Annotated in this window: 2 protein-coding genes (1 of these 2 only partly in view); both read left to right on the top strand. The window is 75.0% G+C overall.

The features are described from left to right. Positions 1 to 2,048, top strand: the 3' end of a protein-coding gene (locus tag AB0N31_RS04745; RefSeq protein WP_366056900.1) for an amino acid adenylation domain-containing protein. Its footprint begins 2,575 nt before the window's first position; the window shows 2,048 of its 4,623 coding nt (coding positions 2,576-4,623); its start codon lies beyond the left edge, outside the window; its stop codon occupies positions 2,046 to 2,048. Then, positions 2,048 to 21,112, top strand: coding sequence for an SDR family NAD(P)-dependent oxidoreductase (locus AB0N31_RS04740; RefSeq protein ID WP_366056899.1), 19,065 nt, complete (start codon positions 2,048 to 2,050; stop codon positions 21,110 to 21,112). The genes AB0N31_RS04745 and AB0N31_RS04740 overlap by 1 nt, the downstream gene beginning before the upstream one ends.

Raw genomic sequence — 21,112 nt, 5'->3', positions numbered from 1 at the left:
GCACCGGAGATCTGGCCCGGTGGACCGAGACCGGCGAGCTGCTGCTGCTCGGTCGCGCCGACCGGCAGATCAAGCTGCGCGGGCACCGGATCGAGCTCGGCGAGATCGAGGCGGCGATCCGGCGTACCGGTGCGACCGGCGAGGCGCGGGTGGTCCTGCGCGAGGAGCGGCCCGGGCATCCGCGCCTGGTCGCCTTCGTCGTCGCCGAGCCCGCGGCGGCCGCGACGGTCGCCGGGCGGATCGAGGAGTGGCTTCCGGCGTACATGATCCCGTCCCGGACCGTGCCGATGACCGGCCTGCCGACGACCCCGAACGCCAAGATCGACGCGGTCCGGCTCGCCACCGCCTCCCTGGACGAACTGATCCGTGAGTTCGGCCACGCCGAGAGGCCGCGGGAGCCCCGGCCGAGCGGCAGCGGCCGGTTGCTGGCCACCCTGCGGGAGCTGACCGCGGGTGTCGCCGGGGTGGCGCCGCAGGACATCCCGGTGGACCGGCCGCTCGGCGAGGCGGGCTTCGACTCGGTCGGTTTCACCCGGCTCGCGATGGCGGTCCGCACCCGCTTCGGCACACCGGTCAGCCCCACGCTCTTCTACGCGCACCCCACACTCAGCTCGCTCGCGGTGCACCTCGGCGCCGGCAGCCCGGACACCTTCACCGAGGCCGAGGCCGAGCGAGAAGCCGAGACCGCAGCCGAGCCCGAGCGGGCCCGGGCGGCGGCCACCGTCCGGGCCTCCGGGCCCGCCGTACCTCCTCCGGCCCTCGGCTACCCGCCCGTGGCGATCATCGGCGTCGGCGGCCGGCTGCCGGCCTCCGGGTCGTTGCACGAGTTCTGGACCCACCTCGCCGAGGGCCGCGATCTCACCGCGCCGTACCCGCTGGAGCGCGGCTTCTCCGCCCGGGTGTTCCCGGAACGCTTCCGCGGCTCGTTCGTGCGCGACGTCGACGCCTTCGACGCGGGGCGGTTCCGGATCTCGCCGCGCGAGGCGGCCCAGATGGATCCGCAGCACCGGCTCCTTCTGCACGCCGCGGACGAGGCCCTGCTCGACGCCGGGCTCGTGCCCGCGGCACTGGCCGGCAGCCGTACCGGGGTGTTCGTCGGTCTCAGCGGCGCCGACTATCTGAGCCTGCTGGGCCCGGGCTCGCCGGAGATGGGCGATCACTTCCTGATCGGCAACGTCGCCTCGATCGCGGCCAATCGCATCTCCTACGTGTACGACCTGCACGGCCCCAGCGCGGTCTTCGACACCGCCTGCTCCAGCTCCCTGGTGGCGATCCACCGCGCGGCCCGTGCTCTGCACCTCGGCGACTGCGAACTCGCCCTGGCCGGCGGCGCGAACCTGCTGCTGTCCCCGCACGGCTTCACCGGCCTGCGCCGCGCCGGAATGCTCAGCGCCGACGGGCGGTGCAAGACCTTCGACGAGCGCGCCGACGGCTACGGCCGGGGCGAGGGCGTGGTCCTGCTGGCGCTCAAACTGCTGGAGCGCGCGGTCGCCGACGGGGACCCGGTGCACGGCGTCCTGATCGGTTCGGCCGAGAACCACGGCGGCCACACCCACTCGCTGACCGTGCCCAACCCGCAGGCCCAGCGCGACGTCCTGCTCGCGGCGCACCGGGCGGCGGCGGTGCCGCCCGACACCATCGGCTACATCGAGGCGCACGGCACCGGGACACCACTCGGCGACCCGATCGAGGTGGACGCGCTGCGGGAGGCGTTCGGGCAGCTCTACCGCGACTGGGGGCGGCCGGTCGTGGAGGGGCGCACCGGGCTCGGCTCGGTCAAGTCCAACATCGGCCATCTGGAGGCCGCCGCCGGTGTCGCCGGAGTGGTGAAGGTGCTGCTGAGCATGCGGCACCGCCTGATGCCCGGCCTGGCCGGCCTGGGCACCCCCAACCCGATGATCGACCTGGCCGGCAGCCCGTTCCGGCTCCAGGCCGAGACGCAGCCCTGGGAGCCGCCGGAAGGCGTGCCGGCACGCGCCGGCGTCAGCTCCTTCGGCATGGGTGGCAGCAACGTACACGTCGTCGTGGCGGAAGCGGAGAAGCACTGATGGGTAACAGCACCGAGGACCGTGCCGCCCGGCTGATCGTCCTGTCGGCGGGCGGCCGCGACCAGCTCGACCGGTACCGGGCCGAGCTGGTCACCTGGCTGCAGGAGCACCCGGAGGCGGCCCTCGACCGGATCGAGAGCACCCTGCGCACCGGCCGTGAGGAACTGGACGAACGCCTCGCCGTGGTCGTGACCGGCGTCGCGGAGCTGACCGAGCGGCTGCGCGACGGCACCGGGGTGGTCACCGGGGTGGTCACCGGCACCGCCGTGCCGGCCACCGGCGAGCCCGTCCAGGCCTCGGATCTCCACGAGGCCGCCCGGCTCTGGGTCGCGGGTACCCCGGTCCGCCTGCCGGAGCGGGCGGGTCCGCGCCCGGCCCGGCTGTCACTGCCGCAGCCGCCGCCGGTGACCCGCCGGTACTGGATCAAACCGCCGGCCGCCCTCATCGCCGGGCCGGCCGAGCGGCTGCTCACCGGCGACGAGTTCTTCCTGCGTGACCACGCGCTGGGGCAGGTGCTCATCCTGCCCGCCGTCGCGGCCCTGGAGTTCGCCGTCGACGCCGCCGCCCGCGCCGGGCACGGGCGCGCCACCGCCGTCGAGAACGTCCTCTGGGCCCGGCCGGTGCTGTTCACCGGCGAACCGGTCCGGGTACAGCTGCGGTTCACGCCCGCCACCGACGGCGTCGCCTACGAGCTGCGGCGCGTCGACGGCACCCCGGACGGCGAGCTGTGCTCGACCGGAACCCTGCGTTTCGGCGCCACCGAGCCGGCCCCGCCCCTCGACCTGGCCGCGGTACGCGCCCGTCTGCCGCGGACCGCCTCGGCCGACGACTGCTACGCGGTCTTCGCCGCGCTCGGCGGCGGGTACGGGCCGAGCCTGCGCGGGCTGCGGTCCATGCGTTCCGCCCAGGGCGAGGCGCTGGCCGAGGTCGCCGTGCCCGACGCCGCGGACCTGCCGTTCGACGACTTCACCCTGCATCCGTCCCTGCTGGACGCCATGCTGCAGGCGGCGCTCTGGACCGCCGCCGACCCGTCCGCGCCCCGGCCCCGCGAACTGCCCTTCTCCATCGACCGGGTGGAGATCCTCGGGCCGTTGCCGGAACACGGGTACGCCCATGCCGTCGCCACCGCGACAGGCCACGACATCGCACTCGCCGACGCCGACGGCCGCGTCGCCGTCCGGCTGCACGGTGTGGTCACCCGCGCCGTCAAGGACCCGGCCGACGCGGTGGACACCCACCTGCTGGCGCAGCGCTGGCAGGACGCCCCCGCCCGCGGCGGCGCCCCCGCCGGCCGCACGGTGATCCTGGCGACCGGCGAGGACGGGCCCTTCCCGAGCTCCGGCCCGCTCGTGGTGGTCCGCCTCGGCGACGACGACCCGCTGCCCGGCCTGGTCCGGCTCTTCCGGGCCTGGGCCGCGCAGCCGGGCCGGCAGCCGATCCGGGTGCTGCACGTGTTCCGCCCGTCCGGTGCGGCCGCCGACGCCCGTCTGCTGGCTCTGGACGGCATGGCGCGCAGTATCGCCAACGAGCACCCGGACTTCCGCGCCGCGGTGATCACGACCGAGAGCGCCGACCTGCGGGCAGTCGCGGACGCCGAGGCCGCGGCGGACCACGAGTTCCGGGTCCGGTACACCGCCGCCGGCCGGCAGGTGGCCCGCTGGGAGCCGATCGTCCCCGCCCCCGTACCGGCGCCGCTGACGCCTGCCGGGACGGTGCTGGTCACCGGCGGCGCCGGCGCGCTCGGCCGGCACCTCGTCACCCACCTGGGCCCGTCGGCCCGTTACGTGCTCACCGGCCGGTCCGCCGACGCCGACCTGACCGCCCTGCGCGCCGCCGGGCTCGACGTCCACTACCTGCCCTGCGACCTGGGCGTACCGGGCGCGGCCGAGCGGCTGGTCGAGCGCGTCCACCAGAAGTTCGGCCCGCTGCGCGGGGTGCTGCACCTGGCCGGGGTCACCCGTGACTCCTTCCTGCTGCGCAAGACCGACGAGGACATCGCCGCGGTGCTGGGGCCGAAGGTCGACGGCACCCTCGCACTGGACCGGGCCACGGCCGCGGACCCGCTCGACTTCTTCGTCTGCTTCTCCTCGATGTCCGGCGCGGGCAGCCCGGGCCAGGCCGACTACGCGTACGCGAATCGTTTCCTCGACGCGTTCGCGGCCTGGCGTCGCGGCAGCGACCGGCCCGGCCGCAGCCTCAGCGTGCTGTGGTCGCTGTGGGCCGACGGTGGCATCCGGATGGACGCCGACGACACCACACAGGCCCGCATCGCCCGCCGCGCCGGGCTCCGGCCGCTGCCGACCGCGGACGCCCTGCGCGCCTGGGACCGGGCGCTGGGCCACGACGGCGATCACGTGCTCGTGGCGCACGGCGAGCTGGACCGCATCCGCGGCCTGCTCGACGCGCCGGCGGCTTCGGCGCCGGCGCCGGAACCGGTGACCGCCACCGGCTCGCCCCTCGCGGCCGCCGAGGACTTCCTGCGCGGCGTGCTGGCCGAGGTCCTCGAATACCCGCCGGAGGACATCGACGCGGACACCGCGTTCGAGCAGTACGGCATCGACTCGCTGTTGATCATGGATCTGACCCGGCGGCTGGAGGACCACTTCGGATCACTGCCGAAGACCCTCTTCTTCGAATACCAGGAACTGCGGGGGCTCGCCGGCTGGTTCGCCGAGCAGCACGGCGGCCGCCTCGCCGAACTCGCACCGGCACCGGAATCGGCACCGGTGTCAACACCGGTACCGGCTCAGGCACCGGCGCCGGTCGTCCCGGCAGCCGTGGCGGCCGTGTCCGAAGCCGCCCCGAGCGGCGGCCGTCCCACGCCACCCGCCACGGACGCCCCGGAGCCCATCGCGATCATCGGCGTCGCGGCCCGGTTCGCCGAGTCCGACACCCTCGACGAGTTCTGGGCGAACCTGCGAGCCGGCCGCGACCTGATCACCGAGATTCCGGCGGACCGCTGGGACTGGCGCGACTACGACGAGGCCACCCCGGCGGACCGCGCCGCCGAGTACAGCCGGTGGGGCAGCTTTCTGCGCGGCATCGACCGGTTCGACCCGCTCTTCTTCGGCATCTCCCCGCGAGAGGCGGAGATCATCGACCCGCAGGAGCGGCTGTTCCTGCAGACCGCCTGGCACGCCATGGAGGACGCCGGCCTCACCCGGGCCGACCTGCGCGCCCGCCGCGTCGGTGTGTACGCCGGCGCCATGTACGGCCTCTACCAGCTCCACGAGGCCGCCGACGGCCGTATCGGCGCGTCGTCGCACGCGTCCATCGCCAACCGGGTCTCGTACACCCTGGGCGTGACCGGCCCCAGCCTGGGTGTGGACACCATGTGCTCCTCGTCGTTGACGGCCATCCACCTCGCCGTGCGCGACCTGCGTTCCGGCGAGGCCGAAATGGCCCTCGCCGGGGGTGTCAACCTGCACGTCCACCCGTACAAGTACCGGTTCCTCGGCCAGGGCAGCTTCACCTCCAGCGACGGCCGTTGCCGCAGCTTCGGCGCGGACGGCGACGGCTATGTGCCCGGCGAGGGCGTCGGCGCGGTGCTGCTCAAGCCCCTGTCGGCCGCCGTCCGCGACGGCGACCACATCCACGGCGTCATCCTGGGCAGCTCCGTCAACCACGGCGGCAAGACCAATGGCTTCACCGTGCCCAACCCGGTCGCCCAGAGCGACCTCGTCGAGCGGGCACTGGCCGAGGCCGGGTCCGCCGCCGCCACACTCGGCTACCTTGAGGCGCACGGCACCGGCACCGCACTGGGCGACCCGGTGGAGATCCGGGCCCTGGCCCGCGCGCTGGGCGCCTCCGGCCTGCCCCGGGGCAGCCTGCCGATCGGCTCGGTGAAGTCCAACATCGGCCACCTTGAATCGGCCTCCGGCATGGCCGGGCTCTGCAAGGTGCTCCTGCAGATGCGGCACGGGGAACTGGTGCCGTCGCTGCACGCCGACCCGGTCAACCCGAACATCGACTTCGACTCCACGCCGCTGCGGGTGCAGACCGAGGCGGCCCCGTGGCCGCGCCGGGACGGCCTGCCGCGCCGCGCCGGGATCAGTTCGTTCGGCGCGGGCGGAGCCAATGCCCACCTGGTCGTCGAGGAGTACGTTCCCGGGCCGGCGCCGGCCGCCGCACCGGGCCCCTGGCTCTTCCCGCTCTCCGCCCGCACCCCGGAGGGCCTGCGCGCGCTGGCCGAGCGGCTGGCCGACGCGGTGGAGAACGGCCTCGCCGACCGGCTCGCCGACGTGGCGTACACGCTGCAGCACGGCCGCGAGGCCTGGGCCGACCGCATGGTGGTGCTCGCCTCCACGGCGGACGAGCTGGCCGGTCTGCTGCGCGCGGGCACCGGAACCGGGGTGTGGACGGGCAGCGTCCGCGGCCGTGCCGCCTCCCGCGCCGCCGCGCCGGCCGCCACGGACCCGGCCGGCCTGGCTGCCGCCTGGACCTCCGGCGCGACCGTCGCCTGGCCCGGCACCGGGCGGCGGCTGCCGTTGCCCGGCTACCCGTTCGAGGAGCTGCGCTGCTGGCTCACCGAGCAGATGTGGGCGCCGTCGCCGGCCGGCCCGGCCACGCATCCGCTGCTGGACGAGATCGAGCCGGCCGACAGCGTGGACGGCCTGACCTACCGCACCGCCTTCGCCCCCGCGCACCCGCTGATCGACGGGCACCGCGTCGGCGACCTGCGCCTGCTTCCCGCCGCGGCGGTCCTGGAGATGGCCCGGGCCGCCGCCGCGCACGCCGGGTACTCGGTGCCGGTCCGGCTGCGCGACGTCCGGTGGCTGCGTCCGCTCGTGGTCACCGAGGCCGCGGTCTCCGCCCGCACCCGGCTGCGCCGCGACGGCGCCGGCCTGGCCTTCACGCTGCTCGGCGACACCGGCGACCGGCTGGCCGAGGGCGTTGTCGAGGCGTTGGCCGACGATGTGCCGGAGCCGGTACCCGTCGAGCTGATCCGGGCCGCCCTGCCACACCGGCACGACGGCGCGGACCTCTACGCCGACCTGGCCGGAGCCGGCCTGGTCTACGGCCCGGCGCTGCGTGCCGTCGAGTGGATCGCCTCCGGCGCCGACGAGGCGCTGGCGAGTCTGCGCGTGCCCGCCGAAGCCGCCCGGTTCGCCGACTGCGCCCTGCCACCCTCGCTGATCGACGGTGCCCTGCACACCTTCGCGGTGCTGCGCGACCGCGCCGGCGGCCCGCCGATGGTGCCGTTCGCGCTCGCCGCCGCCGAGGTGTTCGGGCCGCTGCCCGAGCAGGTGTACGCCCATGTGCGCGCCGTCGGCCCGGACCGGTACGACCTGACCCTGACCGACCCGGCCGGCAACGTTCACGTCCGGCTGCGCGACCTGTCCCTGCGCCCGGCTCCCGCACCGCGGACGTCCGACGCCGGGCCCGGCGTGACCACCGGGCCTGCCGTGACCGCCGGCCCCGCCATGACCGAGCGACCGGTGGATGACCTGATGTACCTGCCCCGCTGGTCCCCGGCGCCGGCCGAGCCGTTCACCGCGCCCGGCTCGGACACCTGGCTGATCCGTCCGTCCTCCGCCGCGCCCCTCGCCGCCGCCCTCGCCACCCGGCTCGGCGGTTCCGTCACCGAGATCGAGCCCGAGCACTTCGTCGCACCGGCCGGGCGTCCCGGCCACGTGATCGTGCTCTCCGGCCCGGCGCAAGGGCGCACCGACGACCCCGCCGCCCTCGACCTCGCGCAGGAGCGCGGCGTCCTGGCCCTCTTCCGCGTCGCCAAGGCGCTGCAACGGTCCGGCGCACCGGTACGGCTGACGGTGGTCACCGAGGACGCGCTGAGCACCGGCACCGAACCGGTCCGCAACCCGTACGCGGCGAGTCTGCACGGGCTGGCCCTGTCCCTGGCCCAGGAGCATCCGCGCTGGCGGGTGGCCGTGGTCGACCGCTCCTCGGCCGACCCGGTCTCCCCGGATGTCCTCGACGTGCCGGCCGGCGGCCCGTACGCCCTGCGCGCCGGTGTCCTGCACCGGCGGAGCCTGGTCCCCGCCGCCCCCACGACGACGCGCGAGGCGATACGCCACGGCGGGGTCTACCTGATCCTCGGCGGTGCCGGAGGACTCGGCCTGGAGCTCACCGAGTGGCTGGTGCGCGGCTACCGGGCCAAGGTCGTGCTGGTGGGGCGCAGCGAACTCGACGCCGACCGCCGCGACCGGCTGCGCCGCCTCGACCCGGCCGGCGAGCTCGTCTCGTACCGGCGGGCCGACGCCACCGACCCGGCGGCGCTGGGCGAGGTGGTCGCGGCGGTCCGGGCCGAGCACGGCGCGCTGCACGGGGTCGTGCACGCCACGATCGTGCTGCGCGACCGGACCGTCGCCACGATGACCGAGGACACCTTCCGGGCCGTTCTCGACGCCAAGACCCGTACGTCGGTGGCCCTGCACCGCGCCCTGGGCGCCGCCGACGGGCTCGACTTCGTCCTGTTCTTCTCCTCGGCGGTGGCCCTGTCGGGCAGCGCCGGGCAGGCCAACTACGCCGCCGGATCGACGTTCGAGGACGCGTTCGCACACCACCTCGACGACGTGCTGGCCGCCCGCTCGGCCGTCATCAACTGGGGTTACTGGGGCACCGTCGGCATCGTCGCCGACGACCGGCACCGCGAGCGCCTGGCCCGGACCGGGATCCACTCCATCACCCCGGCCGAGGGCATGGCAGCCGTGCACGACGTGCTGGGCCGTACCGATCGGCAGGTCGTGGTGATCAAGGCGACCGCCGCCGTGCTCGCCGCCGCCGGAGTCGAACGGCCCGCCGCCGAGCAGGCCGACGACGAGCTGGCACCCTCGGCGGCGGCGCTGCCGCCGGTCGCCCGGCTGCTGACCGAGAGCGACCAGGCGCGTCTGGACGAGGTCGTGCTCGGCTGGCTCTGGGAACTGTTCCGGGGCGAAGGGGTGTTCCGGACCGGCGGCGAACGGTGGACCGCCGACGAACTGCGGCGGCGTCTGCGGATCGCCGACGGACAGTCCCGGCTCTTCGCCGAACTCCTGCGCGTGCTCACCGTCGCCGGTTTCCTGTACGACGACGGCAGCGCGCTGTCCGCCACGGACCGCCCGGCCCCGGCCGACCCGGAGAACGAGCTGGTCGCGCTCTGCGCAGGACAACCCGCGCTGAACCGCATCGACCGGCTGCTGAGGCCCTGCATGCACCACCTGTTCGGGGTGCTCCGCGGCACCGTCCGCGCGACCGAGGTGATGTTCCCCGGCGGATCCACGGAGCTGGTGGAGGGCGCGTACCGGGGCAGCCCGGTGGTCGACCGCGCCAACGAACTCGTGGTCGCCGCCTTGCTGGACCGGGTGGGCCGGCTCGGCGGACCGGTCACGGTCGTCGAGGTCGGCGCCGGAACCGGCGGCACCACCGCGAGCCTGCTGCCCGCCCTGGCCGCCACCGGCGCGGAACTGACGTACGTCTACACCGACATCTCGCCCGCCTTCCTGCAGCACGGCCGGCAGCGGTTCGCCGAGCGCTACCCGATGGTGCGCTTCCAGCAGCTCGACATCTCCGGCGACCCCCTCGCGCAGGGCTTCCCGCCCGGCGGCGCGGACATCGTGGTCGCGGCGAACGTCCTGCACGCCACCCCGGACCTGACGCACACCCTGCGCGCGGTCGCGACGCTGCTCAAACCCGGCGGGCAACTGGTGCTCAACGAGGCCACCAGCAACGTCGTCACCGCCACGCTCACCTTCGGTCTGCTCGACGGCTGGTGGCTGCACCGCGACACCGGCCTGCGCCTGCCCGGTTCGCCGCTGCTGTCCGGACCCGGCTGGCGCACCGCGCTCGACCTGGCTGGATTCGCCCGCAGCCGGGCGTTCCCCGCCGACGAGGGGCTCACCCAGCACGTCGTCGTCGCGGAGACCGGCCCGGCCGGGCCGGCGCCCGTCGCCGCACCCACGGCGGAGCCGGCGCCCGCGCCCGTGGCCGAACCGGCGCCCGCGCCGCACGCCGGCGGCGCGGACCGGCTCGTCGAAGCCGCCCGTGACTATGTCAAGGACGCGTTCGTCCAGGTGCTCCAGGTGCCCCGGGACCGGCTGTGGCTGGACGAGACGTACGAGAACTTCGGGGTCGACTCGCTCACCGTGCCCCGCATCGCCGACCTGCTCGCCGAACGCATGGGCGATCTGCCGGCCACTCTGCTGTTCGAACACCCGACCATCCGCGAGGTCGCCGACCACCTGGTCGAGCGGTATCCGGACAGCGTGCGGGCCCTCGTGCCCGACCAGCCCCGGCCCGCGCCCGTCATGGTCACCGAGCGTGCCGGACGGCCGGCGGAGACGGCGCCCGCCGCGGACAACCGGATCGCCGTCATCGGCGTCGCCGGCCGGTACCCGCTCGCCGACGACCTCGACGCGTTCTGGACCAATCTGCGAACCGGGCGGGACTGCATCCGCGAGGTGCCGGCCGGGCGCTGGGATCCGCCGGTGGCGCCCGAGGTGAACGGCACACCGGTCAGCCGGTGGGGTGGCTTCCTCGACCGCATCGACGAGTTCGACCCACGGTTCTTCCAGATGTCGATGCGCGAGGCGGAGCTGACCGACCCGCAGGAGCGGCTGTTCCTGCAGACCGCCTGGCACACCCTTGAGGACGCCGGCTACCCGCGGATCCGGCTCCGGGGCAGCCGCGTCGGCGTCTACGTCGGCGTCATGTACGGCCACTACCAGCTCTTCGAGGACGAGCGCGGCCTGGCCGGCGGGATGGGCTACGCGTCGATCGCCAACCGGGTCTCGTACGCCCTCGACCTGCACGGCCCGAGCCTGGCAGTGGACACCATGTGCTCGTCGTCCCTGACCGCCATCCATCTGGCCTGCGAGGCACTGGCCGGCGGAAGCGCGGACTACGCGCTGGCCGGCGGCGTCAACCTCACCCCGCACCCCCGCAAGTACCGGCAGCTCGCGGCCGGCGGCTTCACCGGCGAGACCGGCCGGTGCCGCAGCTTCGCGGCCGGCGGCGACGGCATGGTTCCCGGCGAGGGCGTCGGCGCGGTCCTGCTCAAACCGTTGGCCGCGGCCGAGCGCGACGGTGACCGCATCCTCGGCGTGATCCTCGGCAGCGCGGTCAACCACGGCGGCAAGACCGGCGGGTACGCGGTGCCCAGCCCCGGCGCCCAGAGCGAGGTCATCACGAGCGCGCTGCGGGCCGCCGGCGTCCAACCGGCCGGCGTGTCGTACGTGGAGGCGCACGGCACCGGCACGGCCCTGGGCGACCCGGCCGAGGTCGCCGGACTGGCCCGGGCGTTCGGCGACCGTCCGGCCGGCTCGATCGCCATCGGCTCGGTGAAGTCGTCCATCGGGCACCTGGAGTCGGCGGCCGGCATCGCCGCCCTGACCAAGGTGCTGCTGCAGATGCGCGCCGGGGAGCTGACGCCGTCACTGCACGCCGAGCAGCTGAACCCGGCCGTCGACTGGGCGAACGTCCCGTTCCGCGTCCAGCGGGAGACGGCGCCGTGGACCGGCCCGCAACCCTTGCGCGCCGGCGTCAGCGCCTTCGGCGCCGGTGGCTCCAACGCCCACCTGGTCGTCGAGCAGTACCGGGCCGAGCCGCGGCCCGGCGTCGCGCCGGTGCCGGCCGTGTTCCCGTTCTCAGGGCGCGACGCGCAGGCGCTGCGCCGGGTCGTCGCGCGGATGCTGAGCCGTCTGCGCGGCGAGCCGGGCGCGACCGGCCTGGCGGAGATCGCCGCGGCCGCCGGGGTGCCGGTCGGCGCCGTCGACGAGCCGCTCGACGAGCTCGGTCTGGACCCCGCCACGATCATGCGGCTGGCCGGGCGGGACACCGCCCTGCACCCCGGTGCCGTGCACAGCGGATCGACCCTGCGACAGCTCGCCGCGGCCCTGCCGGACGCGGCGGACATCGACCTCGGCCGCCTGTCCTGCACGCTGCAGATCGGGCGTGAGGCGATGGCACACCGGCTCGCCGTGGTCGCCCACCGCACGGACGAGCTGATCGACCAGCTCGACGCCTTCCTCGCCGGGCGGCCCGCGGGCTGGACCGGTGTGGTGACCGCGGAACCGGGCGCCCCGGTCGCGCCGAGCGCGGATCCGCACGACACCGCCCGCCGCTGGGTGCACGGCGAGGTGATCGACTGGGCGGGCCCGCCCGGCAGCACGCCGGAACCGCTGTCACTGCCCGGGTACCCGTTCGAGCCGGTCCGCTGCTGGATCCGTGCCGCGGCCCCGTCGGCCGCCACGCCGCCGCCCACCCCGCCGGCCGACTCCTCAAGTTCCGCGCTGACCACCGTGCTGCGGCTGGTCAGCGGGGTCAGCGGCTACCCGGTGACCGACCTGGACCCGGCCGCCTCGTTCCACGATCACGGCTTGGACTCGCTGGCGTTGCTGAGACTGGCCGGTGACGTCTCCGCGGCGTTCGAGGTTCCCGTCGGCCCCGACCAGTTGCTGGCCACCCCGACGGCAGCGTCCCTGGCCGACTGGCTCGCCCGCGAACACCCGCAGGACGTGCCCGCGCACCCCGGGACGCCGGAACCGGACGACCCGGTGGTCATCGTCGGCATGGCCGGGATGCTGCCCGGCTCCACCGACCTGGACGAGTTCTGGGCCGCCCTGGAACGCGGCGGCGACCTGTTCACCGAGGTACCGGCCGACCGGTGGGACGCGGGGGAGCATCACGGCGACCCGGCCGCGCACCCGGAACGCACCCGGGTGACCCGGGCCGGCTTCATCGGCGGCATCGACCGGTTCGACCCGCTGTTCTTCGGCATCTCCCCGCGCGAAGCCCGCTGGATGGACCCGCGCCAGCGGCTGCTGATGCGTACGGTGTGGGCCGCTCTGGAGGACGCGGGCACGGACCCGGGTGATCTGGCCGACAGCGACACCGGGCTCTTCGTCGGCGTCGGCTCCTGCGAGTACGCCGAACTGATCCAGCGCTCCGGCGCCGCCACCGACGCCTACTCGTCGACCGGCCTGGCCCCGTCGATGCTGGCCAACCGCATCTCGTACCAGCTCGACCTGCACGGTCCCAGCGAACCTGTGGACACCGCCTGCTCCAGCTCGCTCGTCGCGCTGCACCGGGCGACGGAGGCGCTGCGCCTCGGACGGTGCGGCACCGTCATCGTCGGCGGCGTCAGCCTGATGCTGTCCCCGGTCACTTTCGCCTCACTGGAACGCGCAGGGATGCTCAGCCCGGACGGCGTGGGCCGGGCCTTCGACGCCGACGCGGCCGGCTACGTACGCGGCGAGGGGGTCGGCGCCGTCGTCCTCAAGCGGCTCAGCCGGGCGCGCGCCGACGGCAACCCGATCCTGGCCGTAGTGCGCGGCACCGCGGTCAACCACGGCGGCCGCGCCAACTCGCTGACCGCGCCGAACCCGCGGGCGCAGGCCGACGTGATCCGGCAGGCCCACCGGGAGGCGGCGGTCGACCCGGCGACGATCGGCTACCTGGAGACGCACGGCACCGGCACGGTCATCGGCGACCCCGCCGAGACCAACGGGCTGCGCGAGGCGTTCGCCGACCTCTACCAGGAGTGGGGTCACGACGCGCCCGACAAGCCGCACTGCGCGCTCGGCGCGCTGAAGAACACCATCGGCCATCTCGAACCGGCCGCCGGCATCGCCGCGGTGCTGCGTGTTCTGCTGTCGATGCGGCACGGCCGGATCAGCGGCGACCCGCACGGTCCGCGGCCGAACCCGCATCTGGGTCTGGAGGGCACCCCGTTCGAACTCGCGACCGGGCCGCGGGAGTGGGCGCCGCCCGCACCGGGGATGCCCCGCCGGGCCGGGGTGAGCGCCTTCGGGTACGGCGGAGTCAACGCACACGTCGTGCTTGAGGAGTACCCGGCCGAAGAGCCGATTCCGGCGCCGGGACCGGTCGTGTTCGTCCTGTCCGCCCGAGACCCCGAACGGCTGCGGGCGTACGCGCGCTCCTTCGCCGACCGGCCGGACCGCTGGGCGCACGACCTGGCGGGCACCGCCTACACGTTGCAGACCGGGCGCGGGGCCCACCCCGAGCGGCTGGCGTTCGTCACCGACTCCGCCGAACACGCCGTCGCCACGCTGCGACGCTTCCTCACCGGTGACACCGCCGGCATGCACACCGGGCGGATCGAGCGGGACGCGGACCGCACTGCGTACGACGGCCACGGCGACGAGGAGACCGCAGCCGCCTGGGCCCGGGGCGCACAGGTGGACTGGCATCGCCGGTGGGCCGCCCCGCCGCGCCGGCGGTCGCTGCCGACCTACCCGTTCGCGCCGGAACGGCACTGGTTCACCGAGGGCACGACGGCCCGGCCGGTCAGCTGTTTCACGGCGACCTGGCAGGACGAGCCGGTCCCGGCGGCCGGCGAGCACCCGGGCCGGGTGCTGGTCCTGGGCGATCTGCCGGTGCCCGGCGCGGTGCACGTCCACGCCGGCACGGAGTACCGCGACGAGGGCTCGGTGATCACCATCCGGCCCGGCGAGCAGGACGACTACGCACGGCTGCTCGCCGAGACACCGGCCCGGATCGTCCACCAGTGGCCGCTGCTCGCACCCGACCGCGACGACCTGGGGATCGAGGCGATGTTCCGGATCGCGAAGGAGCTGACGGCCGGCGGCGCCCGTACCCCGATCCGGATCCAGGTGCTGGCGCCGGAGGACGCGCTCGCCGAGGCATGGGGCGGGTTCGACGCGTCGTTGCGGGCCGCGCTGCCGGGCACGACGTTCAGCGTCGTCCGGGTCGACGGTGCGGGCGACACCTCCGCGTTGCTCGCCGAGATCGCCGCGCACCGGCTGTCGAGCCCGGCCGTGCGGCTGTCGGCGTCGGGCCGGACGGTGCGGACGCTGAGCGAGATCCCCGCCCGCCCGGTGCTGCCCTCGCCGCTGCGTGACGGCGGTGTCTACCTGATCACCGGAGGCCTCGGCGGGCTGGGTGTGCTGCTGGCCCGGACGCTGCTGTCACGGGGCGCCCGGGTGGCGCTGACCGGCCGCTCGCCGGCTGCCGAGCGGGCCGAGCAGCTGGCGGAGCTGCGCGCGCACGGCACCGTCGAGTACTACCAGGCGGCCGTGGAGGACCGCACCGCGATGACCCGCGTCGTGGCCGGGGTGATCGCCGCCCTGGGCAGCCTCGACGGGGTGTTCCACCTGGCCGGCACCGCGTCGCGCACCCCGCTTCCCGGCAAGGACGTCGACGAGCTGCGGGAGCACCTGCGCGCCCGGATCACCGGCACCAGGGTGCTCGACGAGGTCACCCGCGATCTGCCGCTGGACATGTTCGTGCTCTACTCGTCGCTGGCCGGGCAGCTCGGTGACTACGGCCTGGTGGACTACGCGGTCGGCGCCCGCTACCTCGACGGGTTCGCGGACTTCCGGGAACGGCAGCGTCTCGCCGGCCGCCGGCACGGCCGTACCGTGTCGGTGGACTGGCCGATGTGGCGCGCCGGCGGCATGCACGTGGACACCGAGGACGAGCGCCGCTACCTGGCTGGCACCGGCTTCCGCTACCTGGAGACGGTCGAGGGCGAGCAGATGCTCGACCTGGCGCTGCGCCTGGACCGCCCGCAGGTGGCCGTCCTGCCCGGTGACCCGGCCCGGATGCGCGATCTGGTCGCCGGGATGCGCCTGCGCGACGACGGCGTGCCGGTCCTCCCGGCGCCGCCGCGGCCTGTCGCGCCGGCCGCCGCCGTCTCCCCGGAACTGGCCACACAGGTCCGGGAGCTGATCGGCGAGATCCTCGGGATCGCCCCGACCGCTCTCGACCCGGACGCCGGTTTCGGCGAGTACGGTCTGGACTCCTTCGGCCTGCAGAACCTGGCCGCGGCGCTGGCCACCCGCTACGACGTGACCGTGCCGACGACGACGCTGTTCGGTGCCAACACGATCACCAAGCTCGCCGCGCACCTGGCGGACGAGCTGCCCCCGGCGGCCCCGGTCGCTCCGCAAGCCGATTCCGCGTCCGCGTCCGCGTCGTCCGAGTCCGCGTCGTCCGAGTCCGCGACCGCGCCCGCGCCGGCCGAGTCCGGCCCCGCGTGGTCCGAGTCGGCACCCGCCCCCGCACTCGCACCGGCCGAGCCCACGCCCGCACCGGTGTCCGTGCCGCATGGCGTGTCCGTGCCCGCGAGCGGCTCGCGGTCCGCGGATCCGGTCGGTCACGAGCCGATCGCGATCATCGGCCTGGCCGGGCGGCTGCCCGGCGCCGACGACCTCGAATCGTTCTGGCGGCACCTCGCCGACGGCCGGGACCTGATCACCGAGACGCCCGCCGACCGATGGGACTGGCGGGAGGTCGCCCGCCGCTTCGGCGGCACCGCGCGCTGGGGCGGTTTCCTGACCGGCGTGGACCACTTCGACCCGCTGTTCTTCCGCATCTCACCGGCCGAGGCGCAGGTCATGGACCCGCAGCACCGCCTCTTCCTGGAGCACACCTGGGCCGCGCTGGAGGACGCCGGGTGCCGCCCGGACCGGCTCGCGGGCGGCCGGGTGTGCGTCTTCGCCGGGGTGCAGTTCACCGACTACGAGTCGATGGTGCTGCGCGGCGAGCACGTCAACGCGCACGCCGGCACAGGTCTGGCCCGCACCATGCTGGCCAACCGCATCTCGTACCTGCTCGACCTGCGTGGCCCGAGCGAGAGCGTCGACACCGCCTGCTCCAGCTCGCTGGTCGCCCTGCACCGCGCCGTGCGGTCGCTGCGCGCGGGGGAGAGCGACCTGGCCATCGCCGGTGGGGTGAGCCTCGTGCTGTCCCCGCAGACCGTGGTCGCCGGCAACCAGCTCGGCGTGCTCGCGCCCGATGGCCGGTGCAAGGCGCTCGACGAGCGGGCCGACGGATACGTCAAGGGCGAGGGTGTCGGCGTCGTCGTCCTCAAGACGCTGTCGAGGGCCCTCGCCGACGGCGACCGTGTGCACGCGGTCATCCGCGGCAGCGCGGTCAACCACGGCGGCCGCGCCTCGTCGCTCACCTCACCGAACCCGCTCGCGCAGGCGGAGCTGCTGGTCGAGGCATATCGGGACGCGGATGTGCCGATCGAGACGGTGTCCTACGTCGAGCTGCACGGCACCGGCACCGCCCTGGGCGACCCGGTCGAGATCGACGGCCTGATCCGCGCCCATCGCACGCTGGCCGCCGGGCCCGCGGTCACCTGCGGCATCGGCACGGTCAAGAGCAACATCGGGCACCTGGAGCCCGCTGCGGGCATAGCCGGCGTGATCAAGGTGGTGCTGGCCATGCGTCACCGGCAGCTGCCGCCGACTCTGCATCTGTCCCGGCTCAACCCGCTGATCGAGCTGGACGGCACCCCGTTCGAGCCGGTCCGCGAGACCCGGCTGTGGGCGCCGAACGACGCCGACGGCACGCCCGTGCCGCTGCGCGCCGGGGTCAGCTCGTTCGGCTTCGGCGGGGTCAACGCCCACGTCGTCCTGGAGGAGCCGCCCGCAACGTCCGCGCCGGCGGAGTCGGCCGGGCCGGAGATCTTCCTGCTGTCGGCGCGGGACGAGGCCGCCCTGCACCGGTACGCCCAGGCACACTGGACCTTCCTCGGCGACCAGCAGCCCGCGCTCTCCTCACTCGCCCACACCTCGCAGGTGGGCCGGGTTCCGATGCCGGTGCGCCTGGCGCTGGTCGTCACGTCCGTGACCGAATTGCGGGACCGGCTGGCCGCCTTCCTGGCCGGCGACATCGAGGCGACCACCGTGACCGGCGCCCACGACTGGCTCACCGAGCCGGAGGGCGTCGGCTACCTGCGCCGGCTTGCCCGGGAGGGGCGGCTCGACCGGATCGCCCGGCTCTGGCAGGACGGTGCGACCGTGGACTGGGCCGCGCTGCGCACCGATCGGCCCGCCCTGACCTCCCTGCCGACATACCCGTTCGCACGGGAACGGCACTGGCTGACGAGCCCGTCCGCCCCGCCGCCGCAGGACGATGCGCGACGCCTGCTGGTCAAGGCGTGGGAACCGGCGCCGGCGTCGTCCGGGCCGGCGCCGCACGCACCGGTGGTCCTGGTCCGGACCGAGACCGAGGCGCTGGCGACGGCGGCGTTCGGGGACGCGGCCCGGGTGGTCCGCCTGGACGACACGGACGAGGAGACCGGTCTGCGGGCCGCCGCGTCGATCGGCCGGGCGCCGGTCGTGATCGACCTCGTCGACCTGTCCGCGGTGCCGGTGTCCGACGTACGCGTCGACTGGGCCCGCATCGTGCTGGCCCGCGAGCTGATCGCGGCGAACCGGACCGCCGGCTTCGCGTATCTGCACATGACCCAGGGACTGGTGTCCTTCCGCGCGCACAACCCGACGCTCCGAGGAGCGGCGTTCGCGGGGCTGGCCCGGATGCTCTCCGCCGAGTACCGCGGGGTGTTCGCCCGTACCGTCGACGTCGACGTCATGGATCCGGACGCGCTGCGGGCCGTGGTCGCCGCGGAGCTGGCGGCGACCGACCCGGTCACCGAGGTGTGCGTGCGTGACGGCGCCCGGTACACGCCGGCGCTGCGTCCCACCGGCAACTCCCCGGCGTCCGCCCGGTGGTCGGCCGATCTCGCCGGACGGCCGGTGGTGATCACCGGCGGGACCGGCGCGCTCGGCCGCCTGCTGGCCGCCGAGCTCGTCGAGCGGGGAGCGGACCGGCTGGTCCTGCTCGGGCAGTCCCCGCTGCCCGCCCGCGAGGACTGGGCGGAGCTGCTGGCCGCGCCCGACACCGATCCGGCGCTGGCGGCCCGGCTGCGCGACCTCACCGCGCTCGAACGCCCCGGGGTGCGCCTGCTGATCGAGAGCGTCCCGCTGGAGCGCGCCCGGGAGGTGCTGGGCCGGATCCGCCAGGAGTGGGGACCGATCGCCGGGATCGTGCACTGCGCCGGTCTCGGTGTGATGACCGACCCGGCCTTCGTCGGCAAACGCACCGCCGACATGCGGCGGGTGCTGGAACCGAAGACCACCGGCCTGCAGGCGCTGCTGGACGCGTGTGCGGACGACCCGCTGCGCTTCGTGGTGCTGTACTCGTCGGTCGCCGGTCAGGTGCCCGCGCTGGCGGCCGGGATGAGCGACTACGCGCTGGCCAACTCGGTGCTGGACCGGGTGGCCGAGTACCGGAGCGCCACCGGCACCGACACGCCGGTCTTCCGGTCGGTGCAGTGGCCGAGCTGGCAGGCGGCCGGCATGCCGGAGGCGGACACCCCGGCGTACCGGGAGCTGGGGCTGCGGACGCTCAGCCCGCGGGACGGCGTGGCGCTGCTGGACGCGGCGCTGGCCGGGCCCGACCCGGTGGTGCTGCCGTGCCTGGTGGACACCACCCGGTTCGACGCCGGCGCCCTCCTGACGGTCGCCACACCCGAGGCCCGCGCGCCGGTCGCCACCCCCGAGGCCCCCGCGCCGGTCGCCGCCGCGGACACGCCCACGGCGTACGGGACCCGGACCGGTGACGGCGTGCGAAGGCTCACCGAGGTCTTCGCGGCGACGTTGCGCCTGGACGCCACGCAGATCCGGCCCGACGCCGACTTCGCCGACCTCGGTGTGGACTCCATCATGATCGCCCAGCTGCTCGCCGCGCTGGAACGTGACCTCGGGGTGGTCGCCGAACCGTCGGCGCTGCTGGAGAACCCGACCATCGCCCAACTGGCCGCCGCCCTCGACGATCAGCTGCCGGATCAGCCGGTGCCCGAGGAGCCGGAGCCGGTGCGCCCGCCGGAGCCGGTGCGTTCACCGGAGCCGCACCTCCCGAGGAGAGAGCAGCCGGAGCGGGGCATCGCGGTGGTGGGCATCGCCGCCCACTTCCCCGGAGCGTCCGACCACGCCACGTTCTGGCGCAACCTGGTCGGCGGCGTGGACTCGGTGACCGAGGTGCCGCCGTCGCGCTGGGATGCCGATCGTTTCTGGCACCCGACCCCGCAGCCCGGCAGGACCGTCAGCAAGTGGGGCGGATTCCTGGACGCCATCGAGGACTTCGACCCGGACTTCTTCCGGCTCGACCCGGCCGGTGCCGCCCATGTCGACCCGCTGGTGCGGCAGTTCCTCGAAGCCGGAGCGGAGTGCCTGGCCGACGCGGGCCTGACACCCGCCGATGTGGCCGGTCGCCGGGTCGGGGTCTTCGCCGGCGCCCGGGCGGCGAACTTCGGCGCCCACCATGCCGCCGCGACGACCCACTCGATCAGCGGCATGGCGCAGAACTTCATCGCCGCCCACCTCTCGCACTACCTCGACGTGCGCGGCCCCGCCGTGGTGGTCGACAGCGCCTGCTCCTCGGCGCTGGTCGCGGTGCACCTGGCCGCGCAGAGCCTGCGCACCGGCGAGTCCGACCTGGTGATCGCCGGCGGCGTCGAGATCCTGCTCGACGAGGTGCCGTTCGTCGGCATGAGCGGCGCCGGGGCGCTGTCGCCCAGCGGCCGGTGCCACACCTTCGACGAGCGCGCCGACGGCATCGTCCTCGGCGAGGGCGTCGGCGCCCTGCTGCTCAAGCGGGTCGAGGACGCGATCCGCGACGGCGACCGGGTGTACGCGGTGATCGAGGGCAGCGCCGTCAACAACGACGGCCGCACCATGGGCATCACCACGCCGAACCCCCGGGCGCAGCGCGAGGTCATCGAGTCCGCGCTCGCCGCGGCCGAGGTGTCCCCGGCGCAGCTCGGTTACGTCGAGGCGCACGGCACCGGCACCATGATCGGCGACCCGATGGAGCTGAAGGCGCTCACCGAGGTCCTGCGCCGAGCCACCGACGAGGTCGGGTTCTGCGGTGTGGGCAGCGTGAAGACCAACATCGGGCACACGCTCAGCGCGGCCGGGATCGCCGGCCTGATCAAGGTGGTGCTGTCGGTGCACCACGGGCAACTGCCGCCGACCCTGCACTGCGCGACGCTCAACCGGCGCTTCGCGTTCGACCGGTCACCGCTGTTCCCGGTCCGCGAGCTGTGGGACTGGACCGGGCGGGACGGCGTACGCCGGGCCGGGGTCAGCTCGTTCGGCTTCGGCGGCACGAACGCCCACATGGTGGTGCGCCAGGCCCCGGACGGCTACGTCCCGCGGCGCGAACCCCTGGACCCGCCGCGGTATCGGCGGCGCCGGTTCTGGTTCGACGTGCCGGTGCCGGCCTCAGCCAACGGCAACGGGCGCCACGACGGCCCGACGCCGCCGGCGCCGTTCTTCCAGATCCAGTTCTGA

Origin of the sequence: Streptomyces sp. NPDC051051 (assembly GCF_040682975.1) — a bacterium.
Taxonomy (GTDB): Bacteria; Actinomycetota; Actinomycetes; order Streptomycetales; family Streptomycetaceae; genus Streptomyces.
This window is presented reverse-complemented; position numbering and strand designations above follow the sequence as displayed.

Bases quoted from the DNA above. Each gene is read 5' to 3' on its own strand.
- AB0N31_RS04740 (WP_366056899.1), top strand. From the start codon at position 2,048: ATGGGTAACAGCACCGAGGACCGTGCCGCCCGGCTGATCGTCCTGTCG.